At 54.6% G+C, this 16698-nt stretch carries 16 protein-coding genes, 1 tRNA gene and 1 pseudogene; 11 read left to right on the top strand and 7 right to left on the bottom strand.

The genetic code is table 11. The features are described from left to right. Positions 1-2: 2 nt before the first annotated feature. Positions 3-911: a glutamine-hydrolyzing GMP synthase gene (guaA, locus tag MCON_RS01965; protein WP_013718370.1), complete on the bottom strand. Its 909-nt coding sequence runs from the start codon at positions 909-911 to the stop codon at positions 3-5. Positions 912-1225: 314 nt separating this feature from the next. Between guaA and MCON_RS01960 the strand changes: the two genes are divergently transcribed. Further along, on the top strand, positions 1226-2491 hold the full coding sequence (locus tag MCON_RS01960) for a methanogenesis marker 16 metalloprotein (protein ID WP_013718369.1): 1266 nt from the start codon (positions 1226-1228) through the stop codon (positions 2489-2491). A gap of 90 nt (positions 2492-2581) precedes the next feature. On the opposite strand, the gene MCON_RS01955 is transcribed toward MCON_RS01960, so the two are convergent. Further along, the gene (locus MCON_RS01955; protein WP_013718368.1) at positions 2582-3226 is read right to left on the bottom strand and encodes an acylphosphatase; all 645 of its coding nucleotides are present in this window, start codon (positions 3224-3226) and stop codon (positions 2582-2584) included. A 90-nt stretch (positions 3227-3316) separates the two neighbouring features. Next, a pseudogene (locus tag MCON_RS01950) lies at positions 3317-3595 on the bottom strand (ABC transporter permease); the annotation flags it as partial. Here MCON_RS01950 and MCON_RS01945 point away from each other — a divergent pair. Both MCON_RS01945 and MCON_RS01940 read left to right on the top strand, forming a co-directional pair. After that, positions 3581-3778, top strand: a complete 198-nt coding sequence (locus tag MCON_RS01945; protein WP_048131688.1) for a hypothetical protein — start codon at positions 3581-3583, stop codon at positions 3776-3778. The pseudogene MCON_RS01950 and the gene MCON_RS01945 overlap by 15 nt on opposite strands. Before the next feature lie 173 nt (positions 3779-3951). Beyond that, positions 3952-4464 carry a DNA polymerase ligase N-terminal domain-containing protein gene (locus tag MCON_RS01940; protein WP_013718366.1) on the top strand — a complete coding sequence of 171 codons (513 nt, stop codon included), beginning with the start codon at positions 3952-3954 and terminating at the stop codon, positions 4462-4464. A gap of 62 nt (positions 4465-4526) precedes the next feature. On the opposite strand, the gene MCON_RS01935 is transcribed toward MCON_RS01940, so the two are convergent. The 3 genes from MCON_RS01935 to MCON_RS01925 form a co-directional block, all read right to left on the bottom strand. Further along, on the bottom strand, positions 4527-4718 hold the full coding sequence (locus tag MCON_RS01935) for a hypothetical protein (protein ID WP_013718365.1): 192 nt from the start codon (positions 4716-4718) through the stop codon (positions 4527-4529). Positions 4719-5171: 453 nt separating this feature from the next. Beyond that, positions 5172-6371 carry a tRNA uracil 4-sulfurtransferase ThiI gene (thiI, locus tag MCON_RS01930; RefSeq protein WP_013718364.1) on the bottom strand — a complete coding sequence of 400 codons (1200 nt, stop codon included), beginning with the start codon at positions 6369-6371 and terminating at the stop codon, positions 5172-5174. Continuing rightward, positions 6368-6547: a DUF5350 domain-containing protein gene (locus MCON_RS01925; RefSeq protein ID WP_013718363.1), complete on the bottom strand. Its 180-nt coding sequence runs from the start codon at positions 6545-6547 to the stop codon at positions 6368-6370. Before MCON_RS01925 ends, thiI begins: the two co-directional genes overlap by 4 nt. Positions 6548-6652: 105 nt before the next feature. Here MCON_RS01925 and MCON_RS01920 point away from each other — a divergent pair, with 105 nt between their 5' ends. Beyond that, positions 6653-7726, top strand: a complete 1074-nt coding sequence (locus MCON_RS01920) for a lysylphosphatidylglycerol synthase transmembrane domain-containing protein (RefSeq protein WP_013718362.1) — start codon at positions 6653-6655, stop codon at positions 7724-7726. Positions 7727-7757: 31 nt separating this feature from the next. After that, positions 7758-7832: transfer RNA gene (locus MCON_RS01915), tRNA-Pro, on the top strand. Positions 7833-7837: 5 nt separating this feature from the next. On the opposite strand, the gene MCON_RS01910 is transcribed toward MCON_RS01915, so the two are convergent. Further along, positions 7838-8836, bottom strand: a complete 999-nt coding sequence (locus MCON_RS01910) for a methyltransferase (RefSeq protein ID WP_157863627.1) — start codon at positions 8834-8836, stop codon at positions 7838-7840. Between the two features lie 111 nt (positions 8837-8947). Between MCON_RS01910 and MCON_RS01905 the strand changes: the two genes are divergently transcribed. From MCON_RS01905 to MCON_RS01880, 6 genes are all read left to right on the top strand, one after another. After that, positions 8948-10213 carry an ATP citrate lyase citrate-binding domain-containing protein gene (locus tag MCON_RS01905; protein ID WP_048131686.1) on the top strand — a complete coding sequence of 422 codons (1266 nt, stop codon included), beginning with the start codon at positions 8948-8950 and terminating at the stop codon, positions 10211-10213. Then, positions 10210-12078: a citrate/2-methylcitrate synthase gene (locus MCON_RS01900; RefSeq protein WP_048131683.1), complete on the top strand. Its 1869-nt coding sequence runs from the start codon at positions 10210-10212 to the stop codon at positions 12076-12078. Before MCON_RS01905 ends, MCON_RS01900 begins: the two co-directional genes overlap by 4 nt. A gap of 67 nt (positions 12079-12145) precedes the next feature. Continuing rightward, positions 12146-13393, top strand: a complete 1248-nt coding sequence (locus MCON_RS01895; RefSeq protein ID WP_013718360.1) for a 3-isopropylmalate dehydratase large subunit — start codon at positions 12146-12148, stop codon at positions 13391-13393. Next, complete coding sequence (locus tag MCON_RS01890; RefSeq protein ID WP_013718359.1) at positions 13390-14055, top strand: PHP domain-containing protein; 666 nt, start codon at positions 13390-13392, stop codon at positions 14053-14055. Before MCON_RS01895 ends, MCON_RS01890 begins: the two co-directional genes overlap by 4 nt. Before the next feature lie 28 nt (positions 14056-14083). Then, positions 14084-14446: a DUF120 domain-containing protein gene (locus MCON_RS01885; protein WP_013718358.1), complete on the top strand. Its 363-nt coding sequence runs from the start codon at positions 14084-14086 to the stop codon at positions 14444-14446. 70 nt (positions 14447-14516) lie between these two features. Further along, on the top strand, positions 14517-16625 hold the full coding sequence (locus MCON_RS01880) for a tetratricopeptide repeat protein (RefSeq protein ID WP_162144986.1): 2109 nt from the start codon (positions 14517-14519) through the stop codon (positions 16623-16625). The last annotated feature ends 73 nt before the right edge of the window (positions 16626-16698 follow it).

Genomic DNA, 16698 nt, shown 5'->3' with positions numbered 1-16698 from the left:
GATTACTCAAACTCTATAGTGCCCGGCGGTTTTGGGGTCAGGTCGTAGACCACCCTGGAGACTGTCGGGATCTCCCCGGTGATCCGGCCAGAGATGCGTCTGAGGACCTGCCAGGGAAGCTCCATCGCCTCTGCGGTCATGGCATCGCGGCTGGTGACTGCCCGGACGGCGACCACATATCCATAGACCCGGTTGTCTCCCTTGACCCCGGTCGCCATTCCCAGGATGGCGGCAAATGCCTGCCAGGGAGAAAACTCTTCCACCTCCTCCTCAACAATGGCGTTCGCCTTTCTGACCACATCCAGCTTGTCCCGAGTGACCTCTCCTACGATCCTGACCGACAGCCCAGGACCGGGAAAAGGCATCCTTTCGCTGATCTCAGGGGAGAGGCTCAGAGCCCTTGCCACCTGGCGAACCTCGTCCTTGTACAGGTCGCGCAGAGGCTCAACTATGTTCTTGAACTCGATCCGGCTGGGGAGGCCTCCTACATTGTGGTGGGCTTTGATGCCTCCGTCCGATTCGATTCTGTCTGGATAGATGGTGCCCTGAATGAGGCAATCGCCGCCGATCCTGCGCGCCTCTTCCTCGAAGACCCGGATGAATGTCTCTCCCACCACCATCCTCTTCTCTTCAGGATCAACAACCCCTTTAAGAGCCTCTAGAAATCGGTCCTGGGCATTGACCCGCACCAGGCCCAGATCCTTGAATAGCTCCTCAATTCGATCGGACTCAGACTGCCTCATCAGCCCGGAGTCCACATAGACAGGAACCAGCCGGTCACCCAATGCCCGATGAGCAAGCATAGCGCATACCGAGCTGTCTACACCCCCAGATAAACCGATAATAGCGCGACCCTTAATATCGCGCTTGATCTCTGCAATGGCGTTCTCAATGAAACGCTCCGCATTCATGGCCATGATTAGCATGCCCGAGTCCCAAGATTTGAGGTTTACGGTGACGACATCTCCTCTGACCGTCACCCAGACTATGGCAGAATGCGGGCGGGAAATTCTTTCAGGTGATCTCAATATGAGAACTACATGAAAAATAGGGCTTTAAATTATCAGGAGAAGGATATTGTTGGTATAGGAGAGTGGGATCACTATGCCCTTGGGGAGGGCTCATCCCTCCGGCCCTCCCCGCGAAAAATATCACGATTAGCAAGGCGTCTTTTTTTCCAGATAGATCGCAGCTGCTTTATGCTGATGGGCTGAATGCGATAGCCATGAGCCGAACTGTGGAGGACATAAAAAGGAGTATTAAGAGCGGAAAGGCAACAGTTCTCACCCAGCAGGAGATCTCTGAGATGGTAGAAGAGAAAGGAGAGATCGGCCTGAAGGATGTGGACGTTGTCACCACCGCCACCCGGGCGATAATGAGCGGCACCTATGCTGTGCTCTCCTTTCCCCTGGCAGCCCCTGGCTCATTCATCCGCGCCAGCAGCGCCAGGATCAACGGCGTTCCTGCCTATCCAGGGCCGTGTCCCAATGAGCGACTGGGTATCATCGATCTGATGGTCTACGGCACCGCGCACAGCATACGCCAGCCGGATTACGGGGGAGGACACCTTTTAAGGGAGCTGGTGGAAGGAAAGGATGTCCTGGTGGAGGTTCTGGCAGAAAATGGAGACCTCCTGGAAAAGGACATCTGCCTGGATGAGATCCCCTATGCCCGCATATTCTCCACTCGCAATGCCTTCAAGAACTATGTGGCCTTCGTCAATCCCAAAGGCCTCCCCCTGAAGACCATCTTCAGCAGGCTGGAGTTTCCGCCTCATTTTGCCGCAGCCACGGTCTCTGGATGCGGCCAGATCAATCCCATCAAGAATGATCCCCACCTGGAAACTATTGGCATTGGAACCCGCATTCTCATCAATGGAGCGCAGGGATTTGTGATGGGGACGGGGACCCGCTCCATGCCCACCAGGCCTAACCTCCTCGGGATGGCGGACATGCGCCATATGGACCCGGAGTACATGGGCGGATTTGCGACCTCAGCCGGCCCGGAGTGCATAGGTTCCTGGGCGGTGCCAATCCCTGTGCTGAATGAATACATCTTAAGGAGCATACTGCTTCAGGATAGGGATATCCCTCTCACCATAATGGATGTGAATGTACGCCAGAAGATCGGCAAGTCGACTTACGGGGATGTCTGGGATTCTGTCGACCTGGAGGTACAGTTCGATCCGGAAAGGTGCAAAGGCTGCACCAGGTGCACTGCAGCGCCAGCCTGTCCCATGAATGCGATAAGCATCGAGGATGGCCGGGTTTTGCGCGATAAAACAAAGTGCTTCAACTGCGGCCTGTGCGTCTCCCAGTGCAGCGGCGGGGCATTCCAGGGGAGGCTGGGGGCCATCCGCCTGGGGGAGAGGACAATTCCCATTCAGCTCCGCCAATCGGATAGAGCAAGGGCGATGGGGTTAGCAAAAAGGCTGAAAGAGGAGATTCTGAATGGATCCTTTAGAATTACCGAGATGGTGGAACGATTGTGAGGGCGAGCAGATGCCCGGGTTCACTTCATCCCCAACCTGAAGAAGGGGTATTCGTGACCCCTCCGCGCTCCCTATGTATTAAATTCTAGTTTACTGCATGCCCAGGCGTTCCTTTATCGCCCGGACATCGGCCTGTACCTGCCTGAAGTTGTTCGCATATCCAGGCTGGATGTCATCCCTCAAGCCCTTGATCTCACCCAAGACATGAGGAATAGCGTCTGTATTTGCCTTTATCTGAGGTATGGCATCCGTATTTGCCTTTATTTGAGGTATGGCATCTGTGTTTGCCTTTATCTGAGGAATAGCATCTGTGTTTGCCTTTATCTGAGGTATGGCATCTGTATTTTCCTTTATCTGAGGTATCAAGTCGGTGTTCTTTCGCACTGCTCTCAAGTCATCTCTCATATCAAGCAGCACAGGGATGGCTTTATTCAACTGGATCGTAGCGCAGAACTGAGCATACTCTCCTATCCTCATGACCTCTCCCTGAAAGTCATCAAAGACAATATTTGACACCTCGGAACGGGCGGGACGCTCTGTTTCAATCTGAGCGCAGAAGGCTTTAATCGCCTCCTCATCGCCATCAGCAAAGGCTAGGACTGCCTGGCCCTCGCTGCTTCTCATATTGTGAGCCTCAAACATCCTGATCCTATTGGACATGGCAATGCCTAACAGGAAGTAACGGTAGCCAACGTCATTAACCTTCGGACCAGTGATTGTGATCTTGAGCTTCATCTAAGTCTAAAATAGGTTCGCCTGAGAGAAAAGGATTTGGGTTGAATTCGGCAGTATTGCATTACCCTCGCATCTCGTCGCCATTCCTCCAGACTTGGAGTCAATGGCGTCCCTCAGTCCGTCGCCAAGAAGGTTGAAGGCCAGCACTGTGATCATAATAGCTATGCCGGGGATGAATATCAGGTAGGGCGCAGAAAATATCAGCCCCTGGGAATCGCTGAGCATCGAGCCCCACTCTGCAGTGGGCGGCTGGGCTCCCAGACTCAGGAATCCCAGGCCGGCTAGGGAGAGGATCGCTCCGGCCATGTTCAGGGTCGCCAGCAACACAATCGGCGAGACTACATTGGGCAGGATGTGTTTTATAAGGATATATCAATCCGAGGCGCCCTGGCCAAGGAGCACTGCCGGGCCCTGGAGATCCTGGAAAGCAACATCGTCGAAGAGGAGATCCCCGATGCTGGCATAAATAAGGGGGATCTATTCCTCAAGATGAGGGCCCCCTCCGGGCACGGCCTGAATGTGGGTGATGAGCTGGCGCTGGATAAACAATAATCGCATGAAGCATTGAGCCACTGAAAGCGCACAAGGATCATAGAGGACTCCAATCAAAAGCCCCCTCGGATAGTGAGTAGATAGAATTTATACATCTGCAAAGCATGCATCTGAAAGGGTTGATGCTGGTGCTCCTCTGCTGGCACTGCTCAAACTATAATGGAAGGATTCCTATGAACCCCGATGCGCTTAAAAGCTATCAAGAGAAGAGGAACTTCGCTGTTACCTCTGAGCCCAATCCTCCAAAGATCGCCGATAAGAGAGCGAATTCGGGCAGCCAGATCTTTGTGGTGCAAGAGCACCATTCCCGCCAGTTGCACTACGACTTTCGGCTGGAGGTAGATGGGGTTTTGAAATCCTGGGCCGTTCCCAAGGGCCCCTCCATGAATCCAAAGGACAAACGCCTGGCAGTCCAGACCGAGGACCATCCGATTGAATACGCCTCGTTTGAGGGCACTATTCCCGAGGGCGAGTACGGTGCAGGAACAGTGGCCATCTGGGATCGGGGCATATACCAGAACCTTTCAAATAAGGATGGCCAGGAAATCTCCCTCTCCCAGGCCCTGAAAGGCGGCCATGCCTCATTCTGGCTAAAGGGCAAAAGGCTGCAGGGCGGCTTCGCCCTCACCAGGACCCCACGCGGCTGGCTCCTGGTCAAGATGCGGGATGAGAAGGCGGAATCATAGGAAGATCTCCTCCACAAAAAGCCCGAAAGAGCACTCCACAGAAAGATAAAAAAGACATTAATTTATCCAGAACGGCCCAGGGCCTTCTTTCCCTCTTCAATCAGCTCCTTTACCTTCTGGCCGCCCATATGGCCGATCTTTTCATAAAACTCCCTGCCATGGGTCTCGGCAGTCTTCATACCCCCTTTTCTCCCCGCCTCCTGCACTGTCATCCTGCCCTTTCCTTTCTTTTCCCTTCTCTCTTTCTCTTCCAACAGAACATACCTCCGCTCATTTGACTGCAGGACGGGATCTTCCTTCCTGCTCTGGGCGCTTTTCTCTATCTTTGCGACAATTCACTCATCATGAACTTCTTTAAATATTTATGTTTTGGTCGAAAGTCATGCACATGAGGCAATAAATCAAACTGGCTCCTCGCTATGTAGCATGGGGGAACTTGAATCGCGAATTCTCTGTATTCTTTTGCCCCTGTGGTGAACCGCTATGCTCTGACCCAACCACAGAGGAACAGAGTTATAACCGCTGCCGTACCTCACCCAAATAATTCAGCGAAGAGCCATAAACCACAAAGCGCACAAAGGACACAAAGACCGCACCAAAGGATTATTGGGCTATCAAGAACTGGATTACCTTTGCGAGGCCTTTGTGATCTTTGTGCTCTTTGTGGTTAAAATCCGTTATCTGTAATCCAATCAAACACAGAGCCTTCACTGATCGATCCTAACAACAGAACCCAGTTCATACCCTATTCTCGTCACCGTCATCTCGGAGGCTAAAGCCCGAGCCATGCTCACCAGATCCAGATACTCCTCCGCCTGAAGGATCTCCTCTTTCTTGGCCCTGGTCATGGGCTTATTGGGAACGGCAGTGCAGGACTTCGTCACCATGGTTACTTCATAGGTGCCAATCTTCCGGGCCAGATCGATTATCTCCGACTTGTCCATGGCAATGAGTGGATGATATATCGGGACCCCGATAGCTGCCTGCTCTGCCAGGATGTTCTCCGCTGTCTGGCTGGCCACCTGGCCCATGGAGTAGCCGGTGACCACTCCGAGCGCCCCCTCCTTCTCCATTACCTGGGCCGCTATCCGGTACATCAGGCGCCGGCAGAGGATGCAGGTGGCGCGGGGATAATGCATCTGGATCTTCTCAATCCCCTTTTTTATGGGAACGGTGATGAAGTTGATCTTCCGGCCGCAGGTCCACTCCGCCAGAACCTGGACGCATCTTTTGGACTGATCTATGGAATCGGCATAAGGCCGGGAGTCGAAATGCAGCAGTGAGACCGTACAGCCCCTTCTCATCATCATCCAGGCAGCCACAGGCGAATCGATCCCCCCGGAGATCATCGCCAGCATCCTCCCCTGAGAGCCTATGGGCAGGCCACCCAGGCCCGGCGTGACCTCGGTGAAGATGTATGTCCCCTCTCTTCTCGCCTCGACGAATATCTCCATCTGAGGGTCCCTGAGGTTGACAGATGCGCCAGTGGCCAGTCGAACCGCTTCGCCCACCTTCTGTCCAATCTCTACGCTGGAGAACGGGACCCCAAACCTCCGGGGCCGGATGGCAAATGTCTGGATGGCTGCGCCTGACTGCATTGCCCTCTCCATCGTCTTCGCCGCCACCTCCACTGCCGCCCGGCTTATATCCTCCAGGTTGGAGGGCACACTTTGGGCAGGACTCGCGGAGACAACTCCAAAAACCTGGGAGGCAATCGCGGCCGCCCTCACATCTGGGGTATGGACGAAGATCCGGCCTTCGCTCCCGGAGATCCTGTGATCCACACCGGCTTTATTCAAACAAAAGGCTATATTGCTCTTTAAGATACGCTCCCAGCTCTGCCTGGTCCAGCTATCCTTGAGAGCGATTTCCCCGTAGCGTACCAGCACTACGTCCTGGGAAATCATGTTCTGATCTGAGTGGCCTTTATTGATCTCCTTATCTTCTTTACTCTGGAACCAGAGGCGGTATATTTCTGCATCGGACCGGGCTTCTTATAAGTGGTCTCGGCCTTGGTTACCTGCCTGACCTGGCCCTTTCTGCCCTTGATCTTGACCCATTCTACGCTTCCTGTCTTTCCCATGGGATCACCCTATCAGATCAGGATTTAAAAAGGTTGTGATTAGATCGATTGGGCCCCAGTAGTCCAAACGGAATATTTTTAACCATCCCTCCCGTTAGCCTGCAGGTGAAGAGCGATATAGAGCTTCCTACAATCCATCCAAAAAAATCAATAGCTCTAATCGCTGTAGGCCTTTTCATCTACTCTCTTTATCTCTACTATGCCGGCTACCAGGATGCAATCGATACTCTGAGGAGCGCGGCTATCAGCCTTTTTGCTCTGGCGGTAGTTCTCGCCCTGCTGGGGGTATTATGCGATGCACTGGCCTGGAGGGCCATTGCCCTCAAGTTCAACTATAAAGTGCCCGTCAAAGACATCTTCCTGATTTACCTGTCCTGCGGCTTCATGAACAATCTCATCCCCTCGGGCAGCTTCTCCGGGGAGACGACCCGGGTCTACTTCCTGGAAAAGCTTGATGGCGGATGCCGTATCGACCAGTCCTCTGCCACTGTAGCCACGACCAGGATCATCACCGCCATCCCCTTCTTCCTGGGAACTGCCATTGGCCTCGCATATCTGGACCTGGTCACAAATGCCCCTCCCTGGGCCCTGGCCACATGCTATGCCATTGCCCTGGTCCTGCTCCTCCTGAATGCCACATTCTTTGGCATCTGCTTTGCCGACAACTGGCTGGAGATAATTGCATTCAGCATCATCAAGCACGCCGAGCGCATATTGCATGTGCATATAGACCAGAATCAATGCAGCCGCATACTGGGCAGGTTTCATCATTCCATGATGCTGCTGGCGGAGCATAAAAGGACCCTTTTCATCAGCACCTTCTGGGCACTGGCAGGCTGGCTGTGCATGACCACGGTTGCAGTTGTGGTCTTCCGGTCGATGGGCGTCATCGTCTCATTCTGGGCAGTTCTGGCAGTATATTCGGTCATGATATTCCTGCAGATGCTGCCCATATTCCTCCCCGGCGGTGTGGGGCTTGTCGATATTGTAATGAGCACTCTTTTCACTGCCATTGGAATCCCCGTGCATACTGCAGTTGCGGCAACCATCCTCATCCGGCTCGTTCAGCTCTGGATGCTCACCGCCATTGGCGGGCTGGCCACCGCCTACCTGGTCAAGAAGATCAACCGAAAAAATCTTGTCACCAGGGCAGAAGAAAGGTTAGCAAAAGGCTTTTAAAGACAACATACCACTAGGAGCACTCGCTATTGGGACAGTGGGGTAGCCTGGTCTATCCTCGAGGGTTTGGGACTCTTGGACCGCGGTTCGAATCCGCGCTGTCCCATTTAATCAGATCAACACTACTTTTTTGCAGCATATGCAGGCCTTCTCAAGCTCTCTGGTATCCATTCCCGGAAAATGATCGATCAGGCAGAGGTCAGCGGGCGAGGCCCTCTCAAAGAGCCTGGCAAGATCGCCATGATAAACCTGTATATCGCAGGCACCGCTGGCATGGCCTACCAGCACCGGTTCCGTTCCGACCTCTTGTGAGGAGACCTGAGGATACTCTATTCTCTCTATCCCCAGAAGATCTCGATTGGCTTTTAGGTTGAGGAGAACGTTTTGCACCGCGGGCAGCCAGACATCGTTCAGTACTACCTCCTTGGCGCCGGCCAGGGCGCACATCAGCCCCAGCGTTCCCGGACCGCACAGCCCATCCACCACCCGAGATGCCTTTCCCTGCAGCATGAGTTGCTCTATGATCCTCATCTTGGGGGCGCTCTGCCTGGAGAACTCGATATGAATCTTCGACTGGCTCTTGTAGATGACAAGCTCGCCAAAGAGGCTCTGGCAGACGTCAGCCCTCAGATCGGATCCGGCTAATAGTGCATTCTCCAGGGGCGCCGTGCCTTTTTTATGCATTCCAGGAACGCCCTGGAAGAGGATAACCCCTCTGATCTCCGGTATCCGTTGCACCATTGCCTGGGCAGCCTCACGGGATATGTTCTCTCCCTGGATGATCAGGCTGTCCGGCCCCAGACGGGGGGAGTAGGCCAGGGGATAGCCCACAACCACCAGCGGCGATCCGACGCTTCTCAGCGTTTCCCGCTCGTCGCGCAGACCGAAATCATGCAAGACATGAAGGGCATCCAGCATCACCGCATCCAGCGTCGCTCTTCCGCAGGAGGAGCACCTTTTTACCCTTCCGGGCAGGTCCCTGCACCCCCGGGTTTTGTCCAGATTCGGCTCCGGCGGGCAGTCGGGGCAGGCTAAATACCTCTCATCAATACTAGCTAAGACCGCTGCCGCGGGTTCAGCAAATGCTTTTTCGGAATCAGGATACTTCATGTTCGGCCAGTCCCCTGGAAGTATCTCAATATTTTCCCGAAACAAATATCTTATCCCGGAGAAAAGTTTGTAAATAAGAAAAGCATTAGGGCGGCGAAGGTGGTTTTTGACATGGCACAAAGAGGCATCAGGGAATATGACGCAAAGAATCTGCTAGCTAGATACCTTCCCGAGTACCTCGATGATTTCTCATATAAAGGGAACCTGGCATTAGTTGGTCCTGAGACGGATATAGAAGGGCTTGAGGCAGAAAATCCGTGGCTGAAGACGACCAGGCTTGTGGTCAAGCCTGACCAGCTCTTTGGAAAGAGAGGGAAGCTGGGCCTTGTTCTTCTGGATGCGGACTGGGAGGAAGCAAAGGAATACCTCAATGAGAAAATGGGCCTAGAGGTTACCATAGGAGGAATAACCGGGAGGCTGTCCTATTTCCTGATAGAGCCTTTCACACCCCACAAAGAGGAGTACTATGTGGCTATCAGCTCGGATTATGAAGGGGACAACATCTTCTTCTCAATGGATGGCGGCGTCGGGGTGGAGGAGAACTGGGAGAAGGTAATATCTATCCATGTGGACTCCTTGGAAGGAATCGATGCTCTGGACGTAGGCTCCAAGCTGCCGGCAGAGCTGGGAGATAAGAGAGCGCTGGTGGAGGAATTCATCACCGCCTTATGGCGGTTTTATAGCGATACCGGCTTTGCCTACGTGGAGATCAATCCCTTCACATTCTCAGGCCGCGGAATCGTCCCGCTGGATATGGTGGCGAAGCTGGATGACGCAGAAGAGTACTGGCAAAAGAAGAGATGGTCGGAACTGGCATTCCCTGAACCATTCGGCAGGACTCCTTCCAAGGAGGAGCTCTTCATCAAGGAGATCGACTCCAAGACCGGAGCCTCTCTGAAGCTCACCATCCTCAACCCGGAGGGAAGGGTCTGGACGATGGTCGCCGGCGGCGGAGCGAGCGTGATCTATGCCGATACCATCTGCGATTTGGGTCACGCCGATGAGATGGCCAATTATGGTGAGTACAGCGGTGATCCCAATACCGAGGAGACCTACCACTACACCTGTACCATCCTGGACCTGATGACCCGGAGCAAAAATCCCAACGGGAAGGTGCTCCTCATCGGCGGGGCCATTGCCAACTTCACCGATGTGGCCAAGACCTTCAAGGGAGTGGTCATGGCCCTGGAGGAGTACCAGCAGAAGCTGCAGGAGGCCGATATTGAGATCTATGTGCGCCGGGGAGGGCCGAATTACGAGCAGGGCTTGAAGCTCATGCGGGATCTGGGCAAAAGGCTTGGCGTTCCCATCCAGGTTCACGGACCGGAGACCCACATGACGAGAATCGTCCCCCTGGCACTGGAGGAGAATCAATGAGCAGGAAAGATTACGTTCTCTTTGACATAAATACAAAAGCATTCGTCTATGGCTACCAGACCAATGCCATCCAGCGCATGCTGGACTTCGATTATGTCTGCAAGCGCTCGTCGCCCAGCATCTCGGCTATCATTAATCCAAGCAGAGCCGGGATCCATAAGGCATTTTGGGGAACCAAAGAGATAATCCTGCCCATGTACAAGACCATCCCCCTGGCAGCTCTTGCCTATCCAGAGGCAGATGTGATGGTCAACTTTGCCAGCCACCGATCAGCTTTTGAGACCACCATGGAAGCGCTGAAGGAGGATACCATTCGCATCGTCGCCGTCATCGCCGAAGGCGTGCCTGAGAGGCAATCCAGGGTGATGGCCGCCACAGCTAGGAAACTGGACAAGATCGTCATCGGTCCGGCGACGGTGGGGGGGATGACTGCAGGTGCCTTCCGCATAGGGAACACCGCCGGTACCATCGAGAACATCATCGCCTCCAAGCTATATCGACCGGGATGCGTGGGCTTCGTCTCCAAATCGGGTGGCATGCTCAATGAGGCATTCAATATAATCTCCAGAAACTCCGATGGCATCTATGAAGGAGTGGCCATCGGAGGAGACCGTTATCCCGGATCGAACATGCTCGACCACATCCTCCGCTATGAGAGAAATCCAGCCATCAAGATGATCGCCTGCCTGGGCGAGCTGGGCGGTGAGGACGAGTACATGATCATCCAGGCCCTCAAAGAGAAGAAGATCACCAAACCTCTGGTGGCCTGGGTCACAGGCACCTGCTCGCCCTACCTTCCGGCCAGCGTCCAGTTTGGCCATGCCGGTGCCAAGGCCAACACCGAAAAGGAGACTGCTCAGGCTAAAAACGATGCCTTCCGCCAGGCAGGAGCATATGTGCCCAGGTCTTTCGATGACTATGGAGAAATGGTGCGCCAGGTCTACGATATGCTCCTCACTCGGGGTATAGTGCAGAAGTTCGATGAGCCTGAGGTTCCCCGCATCCCCACGGACTACAGCAAAGCTCTGGCCACTGGCGATATCCGCAAGCCCACCACATTCATCTGCACGATATCCGATGACAGCGGCGAGGAGCTGCTGTATGCAGGAAAGAAGCTATCCGATGTCCTGGACCGGAAGATGGGAATAGGTGGGGTCATCGGCCTGTTATGGTTCAAGAAAGAGCTCCCAGAATATGCCGCCCACTTCATTGAGCTGGTCATCCAGATCGTGGCGGACCACGGCCCGGCGGTCTCGGGAGCACATAATGCCATAGTTGCCTCCTGTGCGGGAAAGGATCTGATCTCATCGTTATGCAGCGGGCTTTTAACCATCGGCCCCAGGTTTGGGGGGGCAATCGACGATGCCGCCCGGGAGTTCAAGCGGGCACAAGAGACCGGCCTCGCCCCGGAGCAGTTTGTGGGCGAGATGAAAAAGAAGGGTATTAACATCCCTGGCATAGGCCACAAGATCAAGAGCGTAAAGAACCCGGACAAGAGAGTCCAGCTGCTCATCAGCTATGCCCGGGCCAACTTCCCCTCGACCGAGCTTCTGAACTATGCCCTGCAGGTAGAGGAGCTCACCACCGCCAAGAAAGGTAACCTGATACTGAATGTCGACGGGTGCATCGGTATTCTGTTCATAGACCTGATGAGTTCCTGCGGCGCCTTCAGCAAAGAGGAGATCGATGAGGTGGTGCGCCTGGGATATCTGAACGGCCTCTTTGCTCTGGGCCGCAGCATCGGCCTGATAGGTCATATCCTGGATCAGAAGCGACTCGGCTCCCGGCTCTACCGCCACCCGGCAGAGGATATCGCCTATATGATGCCCTCGGAGGAAGAGATTCAGTGCAAAAGAGATCGATAACAGATGCCTGAGATAATGGAGGATCGCCATTGAATGAGAGCATAAGCAGCACTGTGGAGAAAGGGACTTGGCGACTATAAGCCAGAAGATACTCTCCCGCGCCTCCGGCTATGACGGGATGGCAGAGCCTGGGGAGATCGTGGAGGCGGAGATAGATTATGCCATGTCTCATGACGGGACATCGGTGCTGGCCATCAGATCCTTCCGGGAGATGGGGTCAGAAAAGGTTTGGGACCCGGATAGAGTGGTTGTGCCATACGATCACATCGTCCCGGCCAACAATGAGACCGCTGCCGATCTGCAAAGAGAGGTGAGAAACTGGGCCCGCGAGCAGAATATCTCCCACTTCTTCGACTGCGGCACAGGGGTCTGCCATCAGGTCTTCCCAGAGCAGGGCTTCGCCCTTCCCGGCACACTGCTGGTGGGAGCGGACTCACATTCCTGTACCTATGGCGCTTTTGGAGCCTTCGGCACAGGCGTTGGGGCAACTGACATGGCCGAGATCTACTCCGCTGGCCGGTTATGGTTCAGGGTGCCCGAGACCATAGGAATAAAGGTGGAGGGAAGACTCGCTCCATTCGTCTCTGCCAAGGACATTGCTCTCCAGGTGATAGGAGATCTGGGTGCAGATGGCGCTACCTACAAGGCGGTCGAGTATATCGGTCCCGCCATTGAAGGTCTGAGCATATCAGGAAGGATGACCCTCTGCAACCTGGGGGTGGAGATGGGGGCTAAGGCGGCCATCGTCCCGCCGGATGAGAAGACAGATGAGTGGCTCCGTGGCCGGGCGCGCCAGCCGTACACTCAGGTTTTCTCTGATCCGGATTCATACCAGCAGCAATATGATTACGATATAGCTGAGCTTGAACCCCAGGTGGCGGCCCCCTTCCGGGTGGACAACGTCCGGCCGGTCTCTGAATTGGCGGGGCTAAAGATAGATCAGGCCTTCATAGGCACCTGCACCAATGGCAGACTGGAAGACCTGGAGGCGGCTGCCGGGATACTGAAGGGGAAGAAGGTTCGAGCCAGAACCCTGGTAATACCCGCTTCAAGAGAGGTTCTGCTCGATGCGCTTAAGAGGGGAATCATCCAGACTCTGGTGGAAGCGGGTGCCATGATCGGTCCTCCGGGATGCGGTCCCTGCCTGGGAGCCCATATGGGGGTCCTGGCAGAAGGAGAGGTGTGCGTCTCCACCTCCAACCGGAACTTCCCAGGAAGAATGGGAAAAGGAGGATTGGTCTATCTGGCCAGCCCTGCTACTGTTGCCGCTTCCGCTCTCCAGGGCCGTCTGGCCGTGCCCGGGGTTTCTAAATGAGGTTTGATCTGCACGTCCATTCCAACTGCTCAGATGGACGGGACGATGTCAGGACTATTCTGAGGGCTGCCGCTCGCCGGGACCTCGACGGCCTGTCGATTACCGATCACGATACATTGAGAGGATCCCAGCAGGCGATGAAGATCATCCAAGAGGATAAGCTGGATCTGATACTCATCCCCGGAGCAGAGGTCACAACCTCAGAAGGCCATCTGCTGGTCCTGGGCATTGAGGATCTGCCTCCCAGAGGGCTCAGCCCGGAGGAGACCACAGACCTGGCCCGCGAGCAGGGAGGGATCGCTATAGTCCCCCATCCATATCACCCCTTCCGCCATGCCATCGGGCGCATACCGGAGTGCGATGCTGTGGAGGTCTACAACTCCAAGCACCTCTTCGGCATAGCCAATGCCCGGGCGCTGATCGGAGCAAAGAGGCGCCACCTTCCTGCAGTCGCAGGGAGCGACTCGCATTTTGCCGCCACTGTGGGCCTCGGAGTCACGGAGATAGAGGCAGCAGATGCATTCGAGGCGATAGAGGCCATCCAGGCGGGAAGGACAAGGATCATAGGCAAGAGAACACCTCCCAAGTTCTTCATCGGGAATACGTTCAAGTCGATATACCTGATCCTGACCACGGGAGGAGGACGAAGGAGAAAGGCCTAAATTCTTTGCGGGGGAGAGAACCACGGTGATGCGGGGAAGAGTGGTGGGCGGACTGGGCCAGGGGCAGTACTATATCTCGCGAAAGGGCTATCGCCATCAGTTCATCCAGAAGCTGGGATTTGTGCCCTTTCCCGGCACGCTTAACATAAAGCTCGATGAGCCCTTCAATCCCGGTCCTCATCAGATCCTCATAGAGGGATTTCGAGAGGAGGAGAGGTCTTTTGGGGAATGCAGGTGCTATAAGATAAAATTAAATGGCCTGGAGGGGGCAATCATCCGGCCAGACAGGAGCTCTTATCCTCCGGATCTGGTGGAGATCATATCTCCCCTGCGGCTGCGGGATGAGCTGAGGCTCGATGATGGCGATATAGTGGAACTGATACTGCAATGATACTCATGGCGGGGAAAAACTCCTCTTTTGAAGGTTAATTTTATCCCATAAGCGATGACAAATGATCCTGATGCCAATGGATAAACGCTCCTTCTGGACAGGGGTCCTGTCAATCTGCCTTCTCTTGACCTGTGCTTTGATCCTCTTCGAATCCGCTCCTACCTCAGCCACCACCGGCGGTACCTCCATCCCTAACTCTGACTTTTATTTGAGAGAGGCTATGAATTACAGCCAGAATGGCTCATATCCCCTGGCCTTGGAGAGAATCAACCTATCGCTGGAGATCGATGACGAGTTGGCCGAAGCATGGCTGCTCAAAGGACGGATCCTCTTCGGGCTGGGGTATCTTCAAGAAGCAATTCGCTCCCTCGACCAGGTTCTGAGGATAGATCAGTCCCTCGATGAGGCCTGGAGCCTGAAAGGAGAGATAATGATGGAGACAGGAAGGTACAGAATGGCCCAGCTATGCTTCGACAGCGCCCTGCGCCTCGATCCCGGGAACATGACCCTCTATAACCGCCTTGCTCAGTCCCAGTTGATGCTCGAGGACTACGATCACGCCCTGAGAAGCTATAAGAAGGCGCTGAGCCTGGAGGCCAACAACACAGAGATCCTGTTCAACCAGGGAGATCTGTTCCTCACCCTGGCTCGCTATCCTGAGGCCCTGAATAGCTTCAACCTCCTGCTGGAACAGAATAAGAGCGACATTCTCGCCCTGAAGGGCAGAGCAGAATGCTACCGCCAGCTCGGCCAGGTCGATAGGGCAGAAGAGGACTATTATACGGTACTGGAGAAAAACCCGGAGGACTTCGAATCATGGCGGGGACTGGGCATGGTCCGCTATGCCACTGAGGATTACAGCTCCTCGCTCCAGGCCTTCGATCAGGCCCTGAAGATCAATCCCCATGATATCCAGACGATTCTTGGCAAAGGCGATCTTCTCCTGGCCAGGGGGAACTTTTCGTCAGCTCTAGAGAGCTATTCCGCTGCCCTCCTGCTAAAGAAAGATAACGTCTCTGCCCTTTACGGAAAAGGGCTGGCTCTTAGCAGTCTGGGCAGAGAAAAGGAGGCAAATAAGTGCTATCGCCGGATCCTGGAGCTGGAGCCCGACAACATCATTGCCCTGCAGAAGATTGCAGACGACCTTCTGGAGAGGAATGAATCAATTCAAGCAGCAGAGCATTATGGCCTAATTCTGGGACAGGACCCGAAGAACGCAAGAGCGCTGCTGGGAATGGCAAAAGCGCAGTTGGATCTCGGGGACCTCGACCAGGCCCTGCAGTCTTATGAGGAGCTTCTTGGACACGATTCTAATAGCTCCGCCGCCTGGATAGGAAGAGGAGAGATTCTCCTATTGCAGACGAATATAGATCCGGCTATAGAGAGCTTCAATAGAGCATTGGATATCGAGCCGCAAAATCCGGACGCTCTCATGGGATTAGCAGAAGCTCTCCATCAAAAGGGAAGACTTGAAGAAGCCCGCAGCTACTATGAGGCCGCTATAGCAGAAGAGCCCAGCGTCCGGGGCTACAGAGGACTGGGGAACATCCTCTGCGCCCAGGGGGAGTACGGCCAATCCATTCCCCTCTTTGAAAGTGCTCTCAGCCAAGAGCCAAGTGACACCGAGAGCCTGATGGGAAAAGGGCTGGCTCTGGCAGCCACAGGCAATAGCTCTGGAGCCCTGCAGTGCTTTAATGAGATCGTCTCCCTCAATCCGGAGGACTCCGCCGCCTGGTCTAATCGGGGGAGCATTTTTGCTGCCTTGGGAAGATACGATGAGGCAAGAGAAAGCCTGCAAAAAGCAGCTGGGATCAGTTCATCCTCAGCGGACATCTGGTACAACCTGGGCCAGGTGTACAGATTGATGGACAGACATAACCAATCCAGGCAAGCCTTCGAGAATGCAACCAGGCTATCTCCTGATGATCCCGTTCTGTGGCTGGAGCTGGGCCTGGCCCAGGAGAGGACTGGAGAAGCTAAGCTGGCTCTAAAGAGCCTCCAGAGGGCCGTCGTCCTCGATCCAAAGAATGAATTCGCTCAATACTCCCTGGCCCTGGCACTTGCTGGGCAGGGCCGTTTCCAGGAAGCACTCCAGGCCTTCGAGAGAGTGCTGGAGATAAACCCAAAGAACGATCTGGCTAAATACAGCATCAATGTGACCAGTAGCCAGCTTTATTGATTCAGAGCAGAAAGGCCGGAATTACAGTGGAAACCCGGAGGCGGTGGAAAAGGGTTGATGCTCTTCCGGCCAA

Source organism: Methanothrix soehngenii GP6, from assembly GCF_000204415.1.
GTDB classification, from domain to species: Archaea; Halobacteriota; Methanosarcinia; order Methanotrichales; family Methanotrichaceae; genus Methanothrix; species Methanothrix soehngenii.
Note: the sequence above shows the minus strand (reverse complement) of the source record. Positions and strands in the feature narration are given on the sequence as shown.